The following is a 17,043-nucleotide window of genomic DNA, read 5'->3' as shown; positions in this document are numbered from 1 at the left end:
CAAGGATCAACAGGATAGGCGCATCCGACGCTCTCAGGAGAGCGAGACGTTGCGCCGGCGAGACTGGCCGCTCAGTTGTTGTAGTAATAACAATCGCATTCCGCCTGGTAGGCGTCGTCGTGCCAGACGCGGACGGCGAGTTTCGTTGCGCATCCCTGGTTTTCCAGCCTGAGGCCGAGAAGCGAGACCGCTGCCGCCTTGGAATTGGGGGCGTCCACCTCGATTGCCGATCCGACCTGGTGGACACCCTGCCGCGGGGTCCAGGTGAAGATCTGAACGCTGTAGTGCATCGAATATCCTCCGTGGAGAGATGGTGTGCACGCAATACTAAACGCTATGTGTTCGCAATGAGCCGGTCGCCTTGACCGTTTCAGCCGTCTTCGACGGTCGCTTCAGGCCGATCGCCGCCATCCGTGTGTTCGAAGTGCCAGTGGCCCTCTTCGTCTTGGAAGCTGATCTCCTCGTCGTCGCCGCCGACTTGCTGTTCGGCGGCGGCGGCCTTGGCGGCGGCAAGCGCCGTTTCGCGGTTGGGAAAGGGTTCCGAAAAGGCGTCGGCGGCCTTATAGGCCCATCCGCCGTCATGAGGAACGATGGTGTACGTAATTCGCGCCATACTTCCCTCCCGATAATCCGAAAGACGTTTCCGTCTTCGGCGGGCCGTTGCCGCACGGCCCTGCATTCCTCCTCGTCAAAGGCATACTCAATGCCGAACGCCGCGGATATTAGCACAAGTGTGGTACGAATTGCCACATTCGCGAATCACCCGGAAAGGCTAGCCGCAAAACAAAAAGGCGGCCCCTTGCGGTGCCGCCTAAGCTCTTGAAACGATTGCGTCGAAATGATCAGGCCGAAAGCTTCGCAGCGATCTTGGCGACGTGCGCGCCCTGGAAGCGGGCCGCCTGGAGTTCGACCTCGGACGGCTGGCGCGAGCCGTCGGCATCGGTGATCGTCGAGGCGCCATAGGGCGAGCCGCCCTTGATTTCGTCAAGGCCCATCTGGCCCTGGAAGGCGTAGGGAAGACCAGCGACGACCATGCCGTGATGCATCAGCGTCGGAATGAAGCCGAGGATGGTGGATTCCTGACCGCCATGCTGGGTGGCCGAGGACGTGAAGACCGAGCCGACCTTGCCGACCAGCTTGCCAGACGCCCACAGGCTACCCGTCTGATCGATGAAGTTGCGCATCTGCGAAGCAACGGTGCCGAAGCGCGTGCCGGCGCCGAAGATGATCGCGTCGTATTGGGCAAGCTCCTCGACATGGGCGATCGGCGCGGCCTGGTCGAGCTTGAAATGAGAGGCCTTGGCGATCTCGTCCGGCACCAGTTCCGGAACGCGCTTGACGTCGACTTCGGCGCCGGCAGACTTGGCGCCTTCGGCCACGGCGTAAGCCATGGTTTCGACGTGTCCGTATGCCGAATAGTAGAGAACGAGAACCTTGGCCATAATTGCTCCTTTGGATACAAGCGATCCCACTTGATCACTGCTGCGCGGAAGATTTATCAAAATGCAGCCGCATGCGAGGAGCCGTCCGGGAAACAGACTGTTCTCGCAATGTGAACAATAATAATTCACTGTTAAATGACTGACTAAACAAACAGGATCACCCGATGAGCAGCATAAAAGTCGTCACTGCCGCCATGGTCGCCATCGGCGACGAACTTCTGTCGGGGCGAACCAAGGACAAGAACATCGGTCACCTCGCCGACATGATGACCATGGTCGGCATCGACCTGAAGGAAGTGCGCATCGTCGCCGACGACGAGGCGGCGATCGTCGAGGCGATCAACGCGGTGCGCAGCCGCTACGATTACGTCTTCACATCCGGCGGCATCGGCCCGACGCATGACGACATCACGGCCGATGCCGTGTCTCGCGCCTTCGGCGTCGAATGCATCTACGAGTCCGAGGCGATGGCGCTGCTCGGCGCCATGTACGAACGCCGCAACATGGAGTTTACCGACGCGCGCAAGCGCATGGCGCGCATGCCATTCGGTGCACGCCATATCCCCAACCCGGTATCGACAGCGCCTGGCTTCGCCATCGGCAACGTGCATGTCATGGCCGGCGTGCCGCAGGTCTTCCAGGCCATGCTCGACGCGCTGCTGCCCGGCCTGAACGTCGGCTCGCCCCTCCTCTCCCGCACCGTACGCTCGCCCTTCGGCGAGGGCGATATCGGCAGCCCGCTGACCGAAGTGCAGAAGAACCATCCGGAGACGAGCATCGGCTCCTACCCGAAATTTGACGGCAAGACCTTCTCGACGGATATCGTCGTGCGGGCCCGCGATCCGGAAGCGCTTGCTGCAGCGGAGGCTGATGTCCAGGCGATGATCCAGGCAATCGCCGATGCGCGGGCAAAGGGATAGCGCGAAGCCCTTGCACTCAAGGCCTCAATGCCGTTATTGCATGTCGGCAAATCAGGATGACGCGTTCCCGCCTGCCCGATCTGCCGGACGCTTCGCCTTACCCTCGTTCAGACAAGCCGGAGCCCACCCATGTCGCTGCCCGATAAAGCCTTTCCCGTTTCCTGGGACCAGTTCCACCGCGATGCCCGGGCGCTTGCCTGGCGGCTAGCCGACAACGGCCAGGAATGGCGTGCCATGGTTTGCATCACCCGTGGCGGCCTGGTTCCGGCCGCGATCATTTCGCGCGAACTCAATATCCGGATGATCGAAACCGTCTGCGTCGCCTCCTACCATGACTACGACACGCAGGGGCAGATGAAAGTGCTGAAGGGCATCACGCCTGAAATCACCAAGGACGGCGGTGAAGGCGTGCTGATCGTCGACGACCTGACGGACACCGGCAAGACCGCGGCCGAAGTACGGGCAATGCTGCCGAAGGCGCATTTCGCTGCCGTCTACGCAAAGCCGAAGGGCCGGCCGCTCGTCGATACCTTCGTGACCGAAGTCAGCCAGGACACCTGGATCTATTTCCCCTGGGACTTGGGCTTCACCTACCAGGAGCCGATCGCCAAGGGCACGCGCGGCTAACTGCCCATACGTTCCGGATGCGGCGTACGTCGCCTTTCCAAGCGGTGACTTGTCGGGCCGCGCGTTTTCGATCAGCTGATCGGCGGTATCGCGCCGATTAGCGCTTCAGCGGTCAAGCCTGGCCCTGCCTTGGCGCCCGCTGCGCCATGGCGCCAGACCGCGGCGGCCGCCGCCTCGAAGGCCGGCATTCCTTTCGCCAGATGCGCGCCGACGATGCCGGCAAGTACGTCCCCTGATCCGGCGGTTGCCAGCCACGGCGGCGCATTGTTGTTGACGACGGCCCGCCCGTCCGGCGCGGCAACGACGGTGTCGGCGCCCTTGTGGACGATCACGGCATGGCTCGCCCGCGCCGCGGCCTGCGCTTTCTCGATCTTCGAAAGCCCATGGTCTCCGGCGATCTCCGGAAAGAGGCGAGCGAACTCGCCATCATGCGGCGTCATCACCATTTGCCCGCCGCCTTTCGCCAGCGCTGCGAACAGTTCGCCGGGGTTCGTCTGGAACGAGGTGATGCCATCGGCGTCGAGCACCAGAGAGCGATCGCAGAGCGCAAGCGCAAAGTCCCTCGCCTTCTTGCCGATGCCAAAACCCGGCCCAAGCACGAAGCTTCCCAGGCGCTGGTCCTGTAGCCATTTGGTAAGCTCCCGCCTTCCTTCTATCTCCTTCACCATCACCGCCGTCAGATGAGACGCATTGATGCCGAGCGCGGCCTTGCCGGTGGCGACGGTAACCAGGCCAGCGCCAGCCGCAAGGCCCGCTGCCGCCGAAAGTCGCGCCGCGCCCGTTGCTTGGCGGTCGCCTGAGAAAACGACCAGATGCCCGCGCTTGAACTTGTGGGTCGAGGCCGCCAGGTCACCTCCCCAGCCCGCCCAGAGGAACGGCGCGATGAGGCGCAGCGAACCTGCACCGGCACGCACAATCCGCGCGGGAATGCCGATATCGAACACCTCGAGTGTGCCGCAGAGGGATCGCCCGGGCAGAAGCCAATGACCGGGCTTGGGCGCCATGAACGTGACGGTGTGGCGAGCGGCAAAGGCGGCGCCCCGGATCTCGCCCGTCCGGCCGTCGATGCCGCTCGGCAGATCGATGGCAACGACCGGAACGCCGCTGGCATTGACCCGTTCTATAAGGTGAGCGACGTCGTCAGGGAGGTCGCGTGACAAGCCCGCCCCAAAGAGCGCATCGATGACGACATCGCCAGCCTGTGGTTCGAATGCAGAGATTGGCGCAGCAGGACCACTCCAGTCGGACCAGGCCCGCGCTGCATCGCCTTGAAGCCTGGCGGGATCGCCGAGGACGAACACCGCGGCATCCGCCCCGCTTTCGGCAAGGCCGCGGGCTGCGATGTACCCGTCACCGCCATTGTTGCCTGGACCGCAGAGCACGACGAAGCGGCGGGCATCCGGAAAATGTCGCAGGGCCGCCGCCGTCACCGCCAGTCCGGCGTTGCGCATCAGCGTAAAACTATCGATGCCGGATTGGGCTGCCGCCCGGTCGATTGCCGTCATTTCGGCGGGCGTGATCAACAGGTGCTGAAGGTCGGAGCGCATGCGCCAGACTTATCCATGCCCACGCGCGTGAAGCAAGGCCTCAGCTCCTCCTTCACGATTGCCTTAAAATCATGCATTTGCACATAATTGTTGCTCAAATAACAAGCTTTGCGCCAGCAATGACGCGGAGACGCCGCAAAAAGCGGGCATCTTTAGATCGGAAATCATAAAAAATAGGCAGATCGCGCCCGCCGAAGGTATGGAAATCCCGCAATCGGCGCGCCGACAGCAGATTTTTTGTCGTTCTGACAGATTTTCGCAGAAAAACTGGCATGCAACGTGCATATTCAGGGCGAGCGGGCATGATCCTGCTTTCAAGGGAGAAGCGGAGAGACATTTTCTCATGAAAAAGATCGAAGCGATCATTAAGCCCTTCAAGCTCGACGAAGTGAAGGAAGCCCTTCAGGAAGTCGGTCTGCAGGGTATCACCGTCACGGAAGCCAAGGGCTTCGGGCGGCAGAAGGGTCACACGGAGCTGTATCGCGGCGCCGAATACGTGGTGGACTTCCTGCCGAAGGTAAAGGTCGAAGTCGTGCTGGCGGATGAAAACGCGGAGGCCGTCATCGAGGCGATCCGCAACGCCGCGCAAACCGGCCGCATTGGTGACGGAAAGATTTTCGTTTCCAATGTGGAAGAAGTCATCCGAATTCGCACGGGCGAAACCGGCCTCGACGCCATCTGACATCACGGGCCGTTCGGCCCGGTTCTTTTCAAATCCTCGTCATCTCACACAGGGAATAACGGCAAATGACGACTGCAAGCGATATTCTGAAGCAAATCAAGGACAACGACGTCAAGTTCGTCGACCTGCGCTTTACCGATCCCAAGGGCAAGCTGCAGCACGTAACGATGGATGTGGTCTGCGTCGACGAAGACATGTTCGCCGATGGCGTCATGTTCGACGGTTCCTCGATTGGCGGCTGGAAGGCCATCAACGAGTCCGACATGGTGCTGATGCCCGATCCGGAAACAGCGCATATGGACCCGTTCTTCGCGCAGTCGACGATGGTCATCATCTGCGACATTCTCGATCCGGTTTCGGGCGAATCCTACAACCGCGACCCGCGCGGCACGGCCAAGAAGGCTGAAGCCTACCTCAAGGCATCCGGCATCGGCGACACCGTCTTCGTTGGCCCGGAAGCAGAATTCTTCGTCTTCGACGACGTCAAGTACAAGGCCGACCCGTACAACACCGGCTTCAAGCTCGACTCCTCGGAACTGCCGTCGAACGACGACACCGATTATGAGACCGGCAACCTCGGCCACCGCCCGCGCGTCAAGGGCGGCTACTTCCCGGTTCCGCCGATCGACAGCTGCCAGGACATGCGCTCTGAAATGCTGACGGTTCTGTCCGAAATGGGCGTCACCGTCGAAAAGCATCACCACGAAGTGGCGGCCGCCCAGCACGAGCTCGGCGTCAAGTTCGACGCGCTGGTGCGCAACGCCGACAAGATGCAGATCTACAAGTACGTCGTGCACCAGGTCGCCAATGCCTATGGCAAGACGGCAACCTTCATGCCGAAGCCGATCTTCGGCGACAACGGCTCGGGCATGCACGTACACCTGTCGATCTGGAAGGACGGCAAGCCGACCTTCGCCGGCGATGAATATGCCGGCCTGTCGGAATCCTGCCTCTACTTCATCGGCGGCATCATCAAGCATGCCAAGTCGCTGAACGCCTTCACCAACCCGTCGACGAACTCCTACAAACGTCTCGTCCCGGGCTATGAAGCACCGGTTCTGCTCGCCTATTCGGCACGCAACCGTTCGGCTTCGTGCCGCATTCCGTTCGGCACCAACCCGAAGGCCAAGCGCGTCGAAGTCCGCTTCCCGGACCCGACCGCCAACCCCTACCTCGCCTTCGCAGCCATGCTGATGGCCGGCCTCGACGGCATCAAGAACAAGCTGCACCCCGGCAAGGCCATGGACAAGGACCTTTATGACCTGCCGCCGAAGGAACTGAAGAAGATCCCGACCGTTTGCGGCTCGCTGCGCGAAGCGCTGGAAAGCCTCGACAAGGACCGCAAGTACCTGACGGCCGGCGGCGTCTTCGACGACGACCAGATCGATTCCTTCATCGAACTTAAGATGCAGGAAGTCATGCGCTTCGAAATGACCCCGCATCCGGTCGAGTACGACATGTACTACTCGGTCTAAAACCATTGGAACCGGCGGCATCGGCAACCGGTTCAAGCCGTGCTCAAGGGCCGGCGGCTTCTCAAACGGAGCCGCCGGCCTTTTCTTTGGCGCGCACGATTGCGAGCGCCCTGAACAAGGAGCGGCACGAAACCGTCGAATTGTGTGATATTATGTTGCCAACAACTTTTGCGCGTCCGCGGGACACGCGCGGCGAGATCGATCAATGGAGGGTGTAGGGAATTCCCTATTGATGTTTTGGGTTCGCCAACCCAGATAATCTCCTGAAAGGATGTGTTGCGTCATGAAACAGAGAAACGCCAAATTCGAGATCGGACAGGTGGTTCGCCATCGGGTTTTCCCGTTCCGCGGCGTCATTTTCGACGTCGACCCGGAATACGCCAACACCGAGGAGTGGTGGAACGCCATTCCGCAGGAGATCCGCCCGAGCAAGGATCAGCCCTTCTATCACCTGTTCGCCGAGAACGACGACAGCGAGTATGTCGCCTACGTCTCCGAGCAGAACCTGGAATTCGACGACAGCGACCGGCCGATGCGCCACGCGCAAGTCGATGCCCTGTTCGACAAGGATGGCGTCGGCCACTACAGACCCAAGGCGACGTTCCGGCACTAAGGCACTGCGCTCTCGAACAAATGAAAACGCCCGGACCGCGAGGTCCGGGCGTTTCTTTATGAGTTTGCGGAGGACCGCTTAGTTCTGCTTGGCAGCCTTCTGGGCTTCTTCAAGCTTCTTGCGCGCGTCCTCGGCCTTCTTCTGCATTTCTTCCTGCAGCAGGCGCTGACGCTCTTCGAGCTGCGACTGCTCGATCGGCTCGCCGTCGAACACACCGGTGAAGCCCGTCAGGGCCATCTTGATCGGGTTCGGAGCGCGCTGGAAGTTGACCGAGGTGAAGACGACCTCATTGCCCTTCTTCAGGCTGGCGATCAGCTGGTCGGAAAGCGGCGCTTCTGCAACGCACTTGTCGGGCATGCAGATGGCGTAGTCGAGCTTGACCGGCTTGCCGCCGTCGATCTGCATCTGAACGCCGGTCGGAATGAGGCGCGCGGACGGTACGGAAACCTGCATGATCTTGCGGTTGACCTTGCCGGAGACGGTGATGAGGCCGACAGCGGTCACGAGCTGGCCGTTGTTGGCGGTCAGCAGGTTCTGAACGATGCAGACATCGTTGTCTTCCTGCTTGGTGCAAACCTTGAACCAGCCCTGCGGCGGCTTGCCGCCAGCCTGCTGTGCAGACGCAACGCTCGGAACGCCCGCAGCAGCTACAGTGAGCGCCAGCGCTGCCATGCCCGAACGTTTTGCAATATTCGACTTGAAGATCATTGTGATTCCGTCTCCTGAAATCCGGTAACGGAACAGTTGTTCCGCAGGTGAGTATCGTCAGCCGCCGTTGTCCTGTTGGCCAAATAAGGCAAATGCATGACCCCGTTTCCGGAAACACCTGTTACATTGGCTCGCTTCGATTATCCAGTGTTTCCTGTCATTTTTTGACTTCATACTAGGCGGAATTTGGACCGCGGATCGGTTGGATTCATCCGTCGGCATTGGTAACGTTCGGGGAATCGGCCTGTTGATACCCCTCACGGGAGGTGACCTTGCGTGCAATTCTTTCCGGTCTGGCGCTGATCCTGACCGCCACTTCATTCGGCACTGCTGCGGCAGCCGCTCCCGTGCATGCGATTGCCATGCACGGAGAGCCGGCGCTGCCTGCCGATTTCAAGAACTTTCCCTACGTCAATCCGGACGTAAAAAAGGGTGGAAAGATCTCCTATGGCGTCGTCGGCAGCTTCGACAGCCTCAATCCCTTCATCCTGAAGAGCATGCGCACCACCGCACGCGGCATGTGGGATCCGGAATACGGCAACCTCGTCTACGAATCGCTGATGCAGCGTTCGCGCGACGAGGCCTTCACCATGTATGGCCTGCTCGCCGAAACAGTGGAGTGGGATGACGACCGGACCTTCATCCAGTTCAATCTCAACCCGAAGGCCCGCTGGGCCGACGGGCAACCTGTTACCGCCGAGGACGTGATCTTCAGCTTCGAGCTGCTGCGTGACAAGGGGCGTGTCCCCTTCAGCAACCGCATGGCCAAGGTGGCGAAGCTCGAAAAGGTCGGGGAGCGCAGCGTGCGCTTTACCTTCACCGAGGATGCCGACCGCGAGCTGCCGCTCCTGCTCGGCCTGTCGCCGGTGCTGCCGAAACATGCCATCGACCTTGCGACCTTCGACCAGACCACGCTGAAGCCGCCGCTCGGCTCCGGCCCCTACCGCGTCGCGGAGGTGAAACCGGGCGAGCGCATCGTCTACAAGCGAAACCCGGACTATTGGGCCAAGGACCTGCCCTCGAAGGTCGGCCAGGACAATTACGACGAGATCTCCGTGGAGTATTTCCTCCAGGAGAACTCGCTGTTCGAAGCCTTCAAGAAGGGCGAGATCGACATCTATCCGGAAGGCAGCGCCACCAAGTGGGCGCGCGGCTACGATTTCCCGGCGGTTCGTTCCGGCGAGGTCGTCAAGGAAACCTTCACGCCGAAGACGCCGTCCGGCATGCTCGGCATCGTCTTCAATACCCGCAGGCCAATGTTCGACAACTTGAAGCTCCGCCAGGGCCTGGCGCTGGTCTTCGACTTCGAGTGGGTCAACAAGAACCTCTTCGACAGCGCCTATACGCGCACGCAGAGCTACTGGCAGAACTCGGCGCTGAGTTTTCTCGGCGCACCGGCCGACGACCGCGAACTCGGCCTGATCGGCGACGCCCGCGATCGAATCAACCCGGCGATCCTCGACGGCACCTATCGCCTGCCGGTGACCGACGCGTCCGGGCGCGATCGCAACGTGCTGCGTGTTGCCGTCTCTCTGATGCGCGAGGCCGGCTATCAGATCAAGGACGGCAAGATGGTCGACCCGCAGGGCAAACCGCTCGCGTTCGAGATCATGAGCCAGAATGCCGGCCAGGAAAAAATCGCCCTCGCCTACCAGCGATTTCTCGCACCTCTCGGCATCCAGGCGTCCGTGCGCACTGTCGACGATTCGCAGTACCAGCAGCGCAGCCAGTCCTTCGACTACGACGTGATCATCAAATCCTTCCCCTCGACGCTGTCACCCGGCATCGAGCAGGCCGGGCGCTGGACCTCACAGGCGCGCGACCGGCAGGGCAGCGACAACTTCGCCGGCGTCGCCGACAAGGACGTCGACCGGATGGTCAATAACATCCTGCAGGCCCGCACGAGCGAAGACTTCACGGCGGCGGTGCGTGCGCATGACCGGTTGCTCGTCAACAATTCCTATCTGGTGCCGCTCTATCACCTCGACGTACAGTGGGTGGCGCGACGCAAGCATATCGGCCGGCCCGATACCATGCCGCTCTACGGCTACCAGCTTCCGACCTGGTGGGATCAAAACGCACAATAGAGGGTTGGTTCCCTTTTGGTAACGCATTGAAAGCCGGATGAAACCGGCTTATCTCGCCTTCAACCGAACAAGGAAAGGCGCCCACACCATGCAAACCGTCAGCATCGATATTGTCTCGGACGTTGTTTGTCCCTGGTGTTATCTCGGCAAGGCGCGGCTCGACCAGGCGATTGCCAATCTTCCGGACGTGCTGGTCACGGTCAACTGGCGCCCCTACCAGCTCAATCCCGACCTGCCGCCCGAGGGGATCGATCACAAGCGGCATCTTGCCGAGAAGCTCGGAGGCCAGGCGGCCGTCGATCGCGCCCACGACACGCTGCGCGAACTCGGCAATGCCGACGGCATCGCCTTCGACTTCGATGCGGTGAAGATCAGCCCGAACACGCTTGACGCTCATCGGCTTGTCCGCTGGGCCGCGACCAACGGCGAGCAGGCGCAGTCGGCCGTCGTCGGCTTGCTGTTCAAGGCCAATTTCGAAGAAGGCCGCAATGTCGGTGATCACGCGGTCCTGCTCGATATCGCCGAGCAAGCAGGCCTCGATCGCCCCGTCGTTGCGGCTCTGCTTGGCTCCGATGCCGACAAGGATGCGGTCAAGGAAGAGGTTGGCATGGCCCGCGAGATGGGCGTGACCGGCGTTCCCTGCTTCATCCTCGAAGGACAATATGCCGTGATGGGCGCGCAATCGGTCGACGTATTGACGAATGCGCTGCGCGAAATCGCCGAGATGAAGGCGAGCGGCAAGCCGAACTGATCTCGACACGACCTGAAACAGACTTGCTCGACAGACCTCGACCGTACTGCCGCACCACGCGGCAGTACGGTTTTTTCTTACTTCGCCAGGCCGGCGAGCTGCGTCATCACCATTGCTGCACCGGACAGGCGCTTTTCCGGCGTCGCCAGTTCGCGCTGGAAGAAGATGCTCTGGTCGGGCCGGATCTTCGAAAGCGTGCCCTGCTTGGCGATGTAACCCACCAGTGCCGCAGGGTTCGGGAATTCCTTGTTGCGGAACTGCACGACGACGCCCTTCGGCCCGGCATCGAGCTTCTCGACATTCGCCGTGCGGCAGAGCGACTTGATGTAGACGATCTTCAAGAGATGCTGGACCTCGATCGGCAGCGGACCGAAGCGGTCGATCATCTCGGCGCCGAAGCCGTCGATCTCCTTCAGGTCCGTCAGTTCGCCGAGACGACGATAAAGGCCGAGCCTCAGATGCAGATCCGGAACGTAGTGTTCCGGGATCATGACGGGCGTTCCGACCGAAATCTGCGGCGACCAGCCGGTGTCGTGGATTTCTTCCTCACCCTTGAGTTCGGCGACCGCTTCCTCGAGCATCTGCTGGTAAAGCTCGAAGCCAACCTCCTTGATATGGCCCGACTGCTCTTCGCCGAGCAGGTTGCCAGCACCGCGGATATCGAGGTCGTGACTTGCGAGCTGGAAACCGGCACCGAGCGTGTCGAGCGACTGCAGCACCTTCAGCCGGCGTTCGGCCATGCCCGTCAGCGTCTTGTTGACCGGCAGAGTGAACAGCGCAAAGGCGCGCACCTTCGAGCGACCGACGCGACCGCGAAGCTGGTAGAGCTGCGCAAGACCGAACATGTCGGCACGATGCACGATCAGCGTGTTGGCCGTCGGTACGTCGAGACCGGATTCGACGATCGTCGTCGACAGCAGCACATCGTAACGGCCGTCATAGAAGGCGTTCATGATGTCTTCGAGCTCGGTTGCCGGCATCTGGCCGTGGGCGACGGCTACCTTCAGCTCCGGAACGTCCGACTTCAGGAAATCATGGATTTCCGACAGGTCGCTCAGGCGCGGGCAGACATAGAAGCTCTGGCCGCCGCGATAGTGCTCGCGCATCAGCGTTTCCCGGATCACCAGCGCATCGAAGGGCGAGATGAAGGTGCGCACCGCCATGCGGTCGACCGGCGGCGTCGTGATCAGCGACAGTTCACGCACCCCGGTCAGGGCAAGCTGCAGCGTGCGCGGGATCGGCGTCGCCGAAAGCGTTAACACGTGCACGTCGGACTTCAGCTCCTTCAGCCGCTCCTTGTGCTTGACACCGAAGTGCTGTTCCTCGTCGATAATCAAGAGGCCGAGATTGGCAAAGTTGACCGACGTGCCGAGGAGCGCATGGGTACCGACGACGACATCGGTCTTGCCATCGGCCACTTCCTTCTTCGTCAGCGCCAGTTCCTTGGAACCGACGAGGCGCGACGCCTGCTGGATGCGGATCGGCAGCCCACGGAACCGTTCGGAAAAGGTCTTGAAGTGCTGGCGGGCAAGCAGCGTCGTCGGCACGACGACCGCGACCTGTACGCCGTTCATGGCAGCGATGAAGGCGGCACGAAGCGCCACTTCCGTCTTGCCGAAGCCGACGTCGCCGCAGACGAGGCGGTCCATCGGACGGCCGCTGCCGAGATCTTCCCGCACCGCCTCGATCGAGTTCAGCTGGTCTTCGGTCTCGTCATAGGGGAAGCGAGCGGCAAACTCATCATAGACGCCGTCCTGTGCGGCGAGCACCGGCGCCCGGCGCGTATGGCGTTCGGCGGCGATGCGAATGAGGCCGCCCGCCATATCGAGCAGCCGCTTCTTGAGCTTGGCCTTGCGCGCCTGCCAGGCGACGCCGCCGAGCTTGTCGAGGATCGCATCGGTGCCTTCTGAACCGTAGCGCGACAGAAGCTCGATGTTTTCGACCGGCAGGAACAGCTTGGCATCGTCGGCATAGACGAGCTCGAGGCAATCATGCGGGGCACCGACCGCCTCGATGGTGCGCAGGCCGACGAAACGGCCGATGCCGTGTTCGGCGTGCACGACATAGCTGCCCTCGTCGAGACCAGCCACCTCGGCGATGAAGTCGGCACCGCGCTTGCGCCGCTTCGAGCGGCGGACCATGCGGTCGCCCAGAATATCCTGTTCGCCGATGATAACGAGATCGCCCGTCTCGAAACCGGCTTCGATGCTGAGCACGGCCGAGGCCGCCTCGCCCGGCTTCAGCGACTTGATCTCGGCGAGTGCCTTGATGGGCTTGACGTTGCCGAGACCGTGTTCGGCGAGAACCTGGAGCAGGCGATCGAGCGATCCTTCGCTCCAGCCTGAAATCACCACCTTGGCGCCCTTCGAGCGCCGCTCGGCGATGTACTTGACCGCCTGATCGAAGACGTTAACGCGTTCGTCTTCGGCTTCGCCCTCACCCGCCGACTTCGCCCAACGCATGCCCTGGCGCGCATCGACCGAGATGACCTGGCGGGCTTCGCCCTCGTGCTCGTTGAAGGGCGACAGGCGAATGGCGTCGCGTGAGCTCAGGCCGGCGTTGAAGCCCTGCGAGCTGAGATAGAGCAGCTCCGGCGGAACCGGCTTGTAGGGCGTACCCTGGGTGGCCTGCGCCTTGCCCGGAGACGCCGAGGCTAAACGGGCGTCGTAATAGTCGAGAATGAGCTTCGAGCGCTCAGCCGCAGCTTCGCGCGCCAGATGATCGGTGACGATACGGAAGCCGTCGAGATAGTCGAAGACTGTCTCCAGCCCGTCATAGAACAGCGGCAGCCAATGCTCCATGCCGGCATAGCGCCGGCCTTCGGAGACAGCCTGGTAAAGCGCGTCGTCGCGGGTCGTCGCGCCGAACAGCGACAGGTAGTGCTTACGGAAATGGCTGATCGTTTCGGGCGTCAGCGACACCTCGCTCATCGGATTGAGATCGAGGGAGCGGACCTGACCGGTCGTGCGCTGACTTGCAGGATCGAACGAGCGGATTGTTTCGAGCGTATCGCCGAAGAAATCAAGGCGCAGCGGCTCGCCGCTCCCCGGCACGAAGACATCGAGGATGCCGCCGCGCACTGCGTATTCGCCAACCTCACGCACGGTCGCGACACGCTCGAAGCCGTTGCGCTCCAGCCGCATCGCGATGTCGTCCATACGCACCTGATTGCCCGGACGGGCCGAAAACGCCAGGCTTTGGATCACGTCCTGCGGCGAGATCTTCTGGAGGGCGGCGTTGACCGTCACCAGCACGATCGCCGCATGCGGCTTCTTCTTGTGCGCAATCAAGGCGCTCAGCGCCGCCAGCCGCCGTGCCGACGTGTCGGCGCTCGGCGAGACGCGGTCATAGGGAAGGCAGTCCCAGCCGGGAAGCGTCAGCACCGGAATGTCGGGCGCGACGAATGAGAGGACCTGCTCAAGATCGGCGATCCGCTGGCCGTCCGATAGAATGTAGGCGACCGGCTGGCCGGCGCGGGCGAGCTCAGCAAGGATCAGCGCCTCGGCCCCGGAGGGCACCGGCCCGATCGTGATCTCTCGCTGTGCTTCGACAATCTTCTTCGGATCAAGGCCAGCCAGCATCATCGGTCTATTTCATCCCTTCGGGAAGCTTGTCGAAATCCGGACGATAGGCAGCGATGCGCTGAAACATCTGCGTCTGATAGCAAGCCGGCACCGGCTGTTCGCCGATGATCCACTTGACGAGATCGTTGTCTTCCTCGCCCATGATCGTCTCGAGTTCATCGAGTTGTGCTTCAGAAAGCGTCGAGAGCTCAGCCTCTGCAAATTGCCCGAGGATCAAATCCATCTCGCGAATGCCGCGATGCCAGGCACGGAACAGGATCCGCCGTCGACGCGGATCGAGATCGGCGCTGGTGCGAGAGATACCGGTCATGGGAAATTCCTTCCTGCCGCCCGCGATGACGCCTGCACGCTCGGACGAACGCGCGAGGCCTTTGGGGTACGGTTTGTCGTCAACGGCTCTATAAACTCTGAATAGCCGATTGTCAGCCTTGCCAAAGCCCGAATTATCATCGCAATTTCATCGCCATGCGCCCCGCCCTGCTAGATCCGCTCTTCTCCCCGCTCGACACGCTTCCAGGCATCGGCCCGAAGATCGGCGAACTTTATGCCCGTTTGCTCGGTCGCGAGACGATCGAAGACTGCCGCGTGGTCGATCTCGTTTTTCACGCGCCGCATTCGTTGATCGACCGGCGCCAACAGCCTGGCATCGCCCACGCGCCTCAAGGGGTTATCGTCACCATCACCGGTCGGGTCGATCGCCACCAGCCGCCCCCGCGCGGAAAGCCCAACCTGCCCTATCGCGTCTTCCTGCATGACGAGACCGGGGAGCTGGCGCTCACCTACTTCCGCGTCAAGGGCAACTGGTTGGAAAAATCGCTGCCGGTCGATGAGACAGTCATCGTCAGCGGCAAGGTCGACTGGTTCAACGGCCGCCCCTCCATGGTTCACCCTGACTATGCGGTCCGGGCAAGCGAGGCGGAAAACCTGCCGCTGGTCGAGCCGGTCTACGGGCTGACAGCGGGACTTTCACCAAGGATATTGCGCAAGTCGATCGAGGCCGCCGTCGCCCGCGTTCCGGACATGCCCGAATGGATGGACGACGCGCTGCTGACGCGACAAGGTTTCAGCACCGCAGCCGAAAGTTTCCGCGCGCTGCATGATCCCCGCGACGCGACCGACCTTGATCCGCAGGCACCTGCCCGCCGCCGCCTCGCCTATGACGAGTTTCTCGCCGGGCAATTGTCCCTGGCTCTCGTTCGCCAGCGCCTGCGCAAGGTCGCGGGAGTACCGGTTCACGCGACCGGTGTGCTTTCCCGTCCGGTCATCGACGCCCTTCCCTTTTCCTTGACAGCCAGTCAGTCGACGGCGATCGCCGACATCCTGAAGGACATGGCCGGCACCGAGCGTATGCTCCGGCTGCTGCAAGGCGATGTCGGCTCCGGCAAGACGATGGTGGCGCTGATGGCGATGCTCGCCGCCGTCGAATCCGGCGGTCAGGCGGTGCTGATGGCGCCGACCGAAATTCTCGCCCGCCAGCACCATGCGACGCTTGCAAGGATGGCCGCATCCGCCGGCATCGCCATCGACGTTTTGACCGGCCGCACCAAGGGCAAGGAGCGCGGCGCCATTCTCGAGCGCATCGCGTCCGGAGAAACGCGCATGGTGATCGGCACGCATGCGCTTTTCCAGGACACGGTGAGCTACAAGGAGCTGACACTGGCGGTGGTGGACGAACAGCATCGCTTCGGCGTTCACCAGCGCCTGCGCCTGACCGCCAAGGGCATCTCGCCGCATATGCTGGTCATGACGGCAACGCCGATCCCGCGCACGCTGGTGCTTGCCGCCTTCGGCGACATGGACGTTTCGAAGCTCACGGAAAAGCCCGCCGGACGCAAGCCGATCCAGACGGTGACGATCCCGACGGAGCGCGTTGGCGACATCGTCGATCGGCTCGACGCTGCCCTTCGCGAAGGCAAGAAGGCCTATTGGATCTGCCCGCTCGTGGAAGAGTCCGAAGCCGTCGACGTCATGTCGGCCGAAGAACGATACGAAGGCCTCGCCAAGCGCTTCGGCAACAATGTCGGCCTGGTACACGGCCGTATGAACGGGGCGGAGAAGGACGCCGTCATGCTCGCCTTCAAGAACGGCGAGGTCCGCCTGCTGGTTGCGACAACAGTCGTGGAAGTCGGCGTCGACGTGCCCGACGCAACAATCATGGTGATCGAGCATGCGGAACGCTTCGGCCTTGCCCAGCTTCACCAGTTGCGCGGCCGCGTCGGCCGTGGCGACGAGGCATCGACGTGCATCCTGCTCTACAAGGGACCGCTCGGCGAAACCGGCCGCGCGCGGCTCTCGATCCTGCGCGACAGCGAGGACGGCTTCCTGATCGCCGAGGAAGACCTGAAGCTGCGCGGCGAAGGCGAGTTGCTCGGCACGCGCCAGTCAGGCACGCCCGGTTTTCGCATCGCCAGCCTGGAGGCCCACGGCGATCTGCTCGAAATCGCGCGGAAGGACGCCGCCTACGTGATCGAGCGCGATCCGGACCTCACTTCGGAGCGCGGCGAAGCGCTCCGTACGCTGCTCTATCTCTACCGCCGCGATGAGGCGATCCGCTTCCTGCGCGCCGGCTGACCGACCACCCTGCCAAACCGACGATCACGGCGGCCC

Annotated in this window: 16 protein-coding genes; 8 read left to right on the top strand and 8 right to left on the bottom strand. The window is 62.1% G+C overall.

Features of this window, described 5'->3' with window-relative positions; genetic code table 11:
• Positions 1 to 71 precede the first annotated feature (71 nt).
• The 3 genes from IB277_RS06315 to wrbA form a co-directional block, all read right to left on the bottom strand.
• Positions 72 to 290: a hypothetical protein gene (locus tag IB277_RS06315; protein ID WP_034791089.1), complete on the bottom strand. Its 219-nt coding sequence runs from the start codon at positions 288 to 290 to the stop codon at positions 72 to 74.
• An 80-nt stretch (positions 291 to 370) separates the two neighbouring features.
• Positions 371 to 613: a DUF2188 domain-containing protein gene (locus IB277_RS06310; RefSeq protein ID WP_034791085.1), complete on the bottom strand. Its 243-nt coding sequence runs from the start codon at positions 611 to 613 to the stop codon at positions 371 to 373.
• Positions 614 to 842: 229 nt separating this feature from the next.
• Complete coding sequence (wrbA, locus tag IB277_RS06305; protein ID WP_034791083.1) at positions 843 to 1,442, bottom strand: NAD(P)H:quinone oxidoreductase; 600 nt, start codon at positions 1,440 to 1,442, stop codon at positions 843 to 845.
• 164 nt (positions 1,443 to 1,606) lie between these two features.
• Between wrbA and IB277_RS06300 the strand changes: the two genes are divergently transcribed.
• Both IB277_RS06300 and gpt read left to right on the top strand, forming a co-directional pair.
• Positions 1,607 to 2,362 (top strand): competence/damage-inducible protein A, encoded by a 756-nt coding sequence (locus IB277_RS06300; RefSeq protein WP_089044665.1) that lies wholly within the window; start codon positions 1,607 to 1,609, stop codon positions 2,360 to 2,362.
• Positions 2,363 to 2,491: 129 nt separating this feature from the next.
• Positions 2,492 to 2,989 carry a xanthine phosphoribosyltransferase gene (gene gpt / locus IB277_RS06295; protein WP_034791068.1) on the top strand — a complete coding sequence of 166 codons (498 nt, stop codon included), beginning with the start codon at positions 2,492 to 2,494 and terminating at the stop codon, positions 2,987 to 2,989.
• A 71-nt stretch (positions 2,990 to 3,060) separates the two neighbouring features.
• Here the strand turns inward: gpt and IB277_RS06290 are convergent, their stop codons facing one another.
• Positions 3,061 to 4,536: an NAD(P)H-hydrate epimerase gene (locus tag IB277_RS06290; RefSeq protein ID WP_110819791.1), complete on the bottom strand. Its 1,476-nt coding sequence runs from the start codon at positions 4,534 to 4,536 to the stop codon at positions 3,061 to 3,063.
• A gap of 94 nt (positions 4,537 to 4,630) precedes the next feature.
• Positions 4,631 to 4,840 carry a hypothetical protein gene (locus tag IB277_RS06285; RefSeq protein WP_210339576.1) on the bottom strand — a complete coding sequence of 70 codons (210 nt, stop codon included), beginning with the start codon at positions 4,838 to 4,840 and terminating at the stop codon, positions 4,631 to 4,633.
• 39 nt (positions 4,841 to 4,879) lie between these two features.
• On the opposite strand from IB277_RS06285, the gene IB277_RS06280 reads away from it, so the two are divergent.
• The 3 genes from IB277_RS06280 (at position 4,880) to hspQ (ending at position 7,306) form a co-directional block, all read left to right on the top strand.
• Positions 4,880 to 5,218 (top strand): P-II family nitrogen regulator, encoded by a 339-nt coding sequence (locus tag IB277_RS06280; protein ID WP_003528058.1) that lies wholly within the window; start codon positions 4,880 to 4,882, stop codon positions 5,216 to 5,218.
• A 65-nt stretch (positions 5,219 to 5,283) separates the two neighbouring features.
• On the top strand, positions 5,284 to 6,693 hold the full coding sequence (gene glnA / locus IB277_RS06275; protein ID WP_034791062.1) for a type I glutamate--ammonia ligase: 1,410 nt from the start codon (positions 5,284 to 5,286) through the stop codon (positions 6,691 to 6,693).
• Positions 6,694 to 6,976: 283 nt separating this feature from the next.
• Complete coding sequence (gene hspQ, locus IB277_RS06270) at positions 6,977 to 7,306, top strand: heat shock protein HspQ (protein WP_034791060.1); 330 nt, start codon at positions 6,977 to 6,979, stop codon at positions 7,304 to 7,306.
• Positions 7,307 to 7,384: 78 nt separating this feature from the next.
• Here the strand turns inward: hspQ and IB277_RS06265 are convergent, their stop codons facing one another.
• Positions 7,385 to 8,014, bottom strand: coding sequence for an invasion associated locus B family protein (locus IB277_RS06265; protein WP_034791027.1), 630 nt, complete (start codon positions 8,012 to 8,014; stop codon positions 7,385 to 7,387).
• 272 nt (positions 8,015 to 8,286) lie between these two features.
• Between IB277_RS06265 and IB277_RS06260 the strand changes: the two genes are divergently transcribed.
• Together IB277_RS06260 and IB277_RS06255 are read left to right on the top strand one after the other, a co-directional pair.
• Positions 8,287 to 10,101: an extracellular solute-binding protein gene (locus tag IB277_RS06260; protein ID WP_192370804.1), complete on the top strand. Its 1,815-nt coding sequence runs from the start codon at positions 8,287 to 8,289 to the stop codon at positions 10,099 to 10,101.
• Between the two features lie 88 nt (positions 10,102 to 10,189).
• Positions 10,190 to 10,852 (top strand): DsbA family oxidoreductase, encoded by a 663-nt coding sequence (locus IB277_RS06255; protein ID WP_060517076.1) that lies wholly within the window; start codon positions 10,190 to 10,192, stop codon positions 10,850 to 10,852.
• A 77-nt stretch (positions 10,853 to 10,929) separates the two neighbouring features.
• Here the strand turns inward: IB277_RS06255 and mfd are convergent, their stop codons facing one another.
• Complete coding sequence (mfd, locus tag IB277_RS06250; protein ID WP_060517410.1) at positions 10,930 to 14,433, bottom strand: transcription-repair coupling factor; 3,504 nt, start codon at positions 14,431 to 14,433, stop codon at positions 10,930 to 10,932.
• A 7-nt stretch (positions 14,434 to 14,440) separates the two neighbouring features.
• Positions 14,441 to 14,746: a succinate dehydrogenase assembly factor 2 gene (locus IB277_RS06245; protein WP_034791024.1), complete on the bottom strand. Its 306-nt coding sequence runs from the start codon at positions 14,744 to 14,746 to the stop codon at positions 14,441 to 14,443.
• A 155-nt stretch (positions 14,747 to 14,901) separates the two neighbouring features.
• Between IB277_RS06245 and recG the strand changes: the two genes are divergently transcribed.
• Positions 14,902 to 17,007, top strand: coding sequence for an ATP-dependent DNA helicase RecG (gene recG / locus IB277_RS06240; protein WP_110819792.1), 2,106 nt, complete (start codon positions 14,902 to 14,904; stop codon positions 17,005 to 17,007).
• Positions 17,008 to 17,043: the final 36 nt, after the last annotated feature.

The sequence above is a fragment of the Ensifer sp. ENS07 genome, from assembly GCF_014852185.1.
GTDB lineage: Bacteria > Pseudomonadota > Alphaproteobacteria > Rhizobiales > Rhizobiaceae > Ensifer > Ensifer adhaerens.
Note: the sequence above shows the minus strand (reverse complement) of the source record. Positions and strands in the feature narration are given on the sequence as shown.

Coding starts and splice junctions, on each gene's coding strand:
- IB277_RS06315 (WP_034791089.1), bottom strand. CDS start 290: ATGCACTACAGCGTTCAGATCTTCACCTGGACCCCGCGGCAGGGTGTC.
- IB277_RS06310 (WP_034791085.1), bottom strand. CDS start 613: ATGGCGCGAATTACGTACACCATCGTTCCTCATGACGGCGGATGGGCC.
- wrbA (WP_034791083.1), bottom strand. CDS start 1,442: ATGGCCAAGGTTCTCGTTCTCTACTATTCGGCATACGGACACGTCGAA.
- IB277_RS06300 (WP_089044665.1), top strand. CDS start 1,607: ATGAGCAGCATAAAAGTCGTCACTGCCGCCATGGTCGCCATCGGCGAC.
- gpt (WP_034791068.1), top strand. CDS start 2,492: ATGTCGCTGCCCGATAAAGCCTTTCCCGTTTCCTGGGACCAGTTCCAC.
- IB277_RS06290 (WP_110819791.1), bottom strand. CDS start 4,536: ATGCGCTCCGACCTTCAGCACCTGTTGATCACGCCCGCCGAAATGACG.
- IB277_RS06285 (WP_210339576.1), bottom strand. CDS start 4,840: ATGCCCGCTCGCCCTGAATATGCACGTTGCATGCCAGTTTTTCTGCGA.
- IB277_RS06280 (WP_003528058.1), top strand. CDS start 4,880: ATGAAAAAGATCGAAGCGATCATTAAGCCCTTCAAGCTCGACGAAGTG.
- glnA (WP_034791062.1), top strand. CDS start 5,284: ATGACGACTGCAAGCGATATTCTGAAGCAAATCAAGGACAACGACGTC.
- hspQ (WP_034791060.1), top strand. CDS start 6,977: ATGAAACAGAGAAACGCCAAATTCGAGATCGGACAGGTGGTTCGCCAT.
- IB277_RS06265 (WP_034791027.1), bottom strand. CDS start 8,014: ATGATCTTCAAGTCGAATATTGCAAAACGTTCGGGCATGGCAGCGCTG.
- IB277_RS06255 (WP_060517076.1), top strand. CDS start 10,190: ATGCAAACCGTCAGCATCGATATTGTCTCGGACGTTGTTTGTCCCTGG.
- mfd (WP_060517410.1), bottom strand. CDS start 14,433: ATGCTGGCTGGCCTTGATCCGAAGAAGATTGTCGAAGCACAGCGAGAG.
- IB277_RS06245 (WP_034791024.1), bottom strand. CDS start 14,746: ATGACCGGTATCTCTCGCACCAGCGCCGATCTCGATCCGCGTCGACGG.
- recG (WP_110819792.1), top strand. CDS start 14,902: ATGCGCCCCGCCCTGCTAGATCCGCTCTTCTCCCCGCTCGACACGCTT.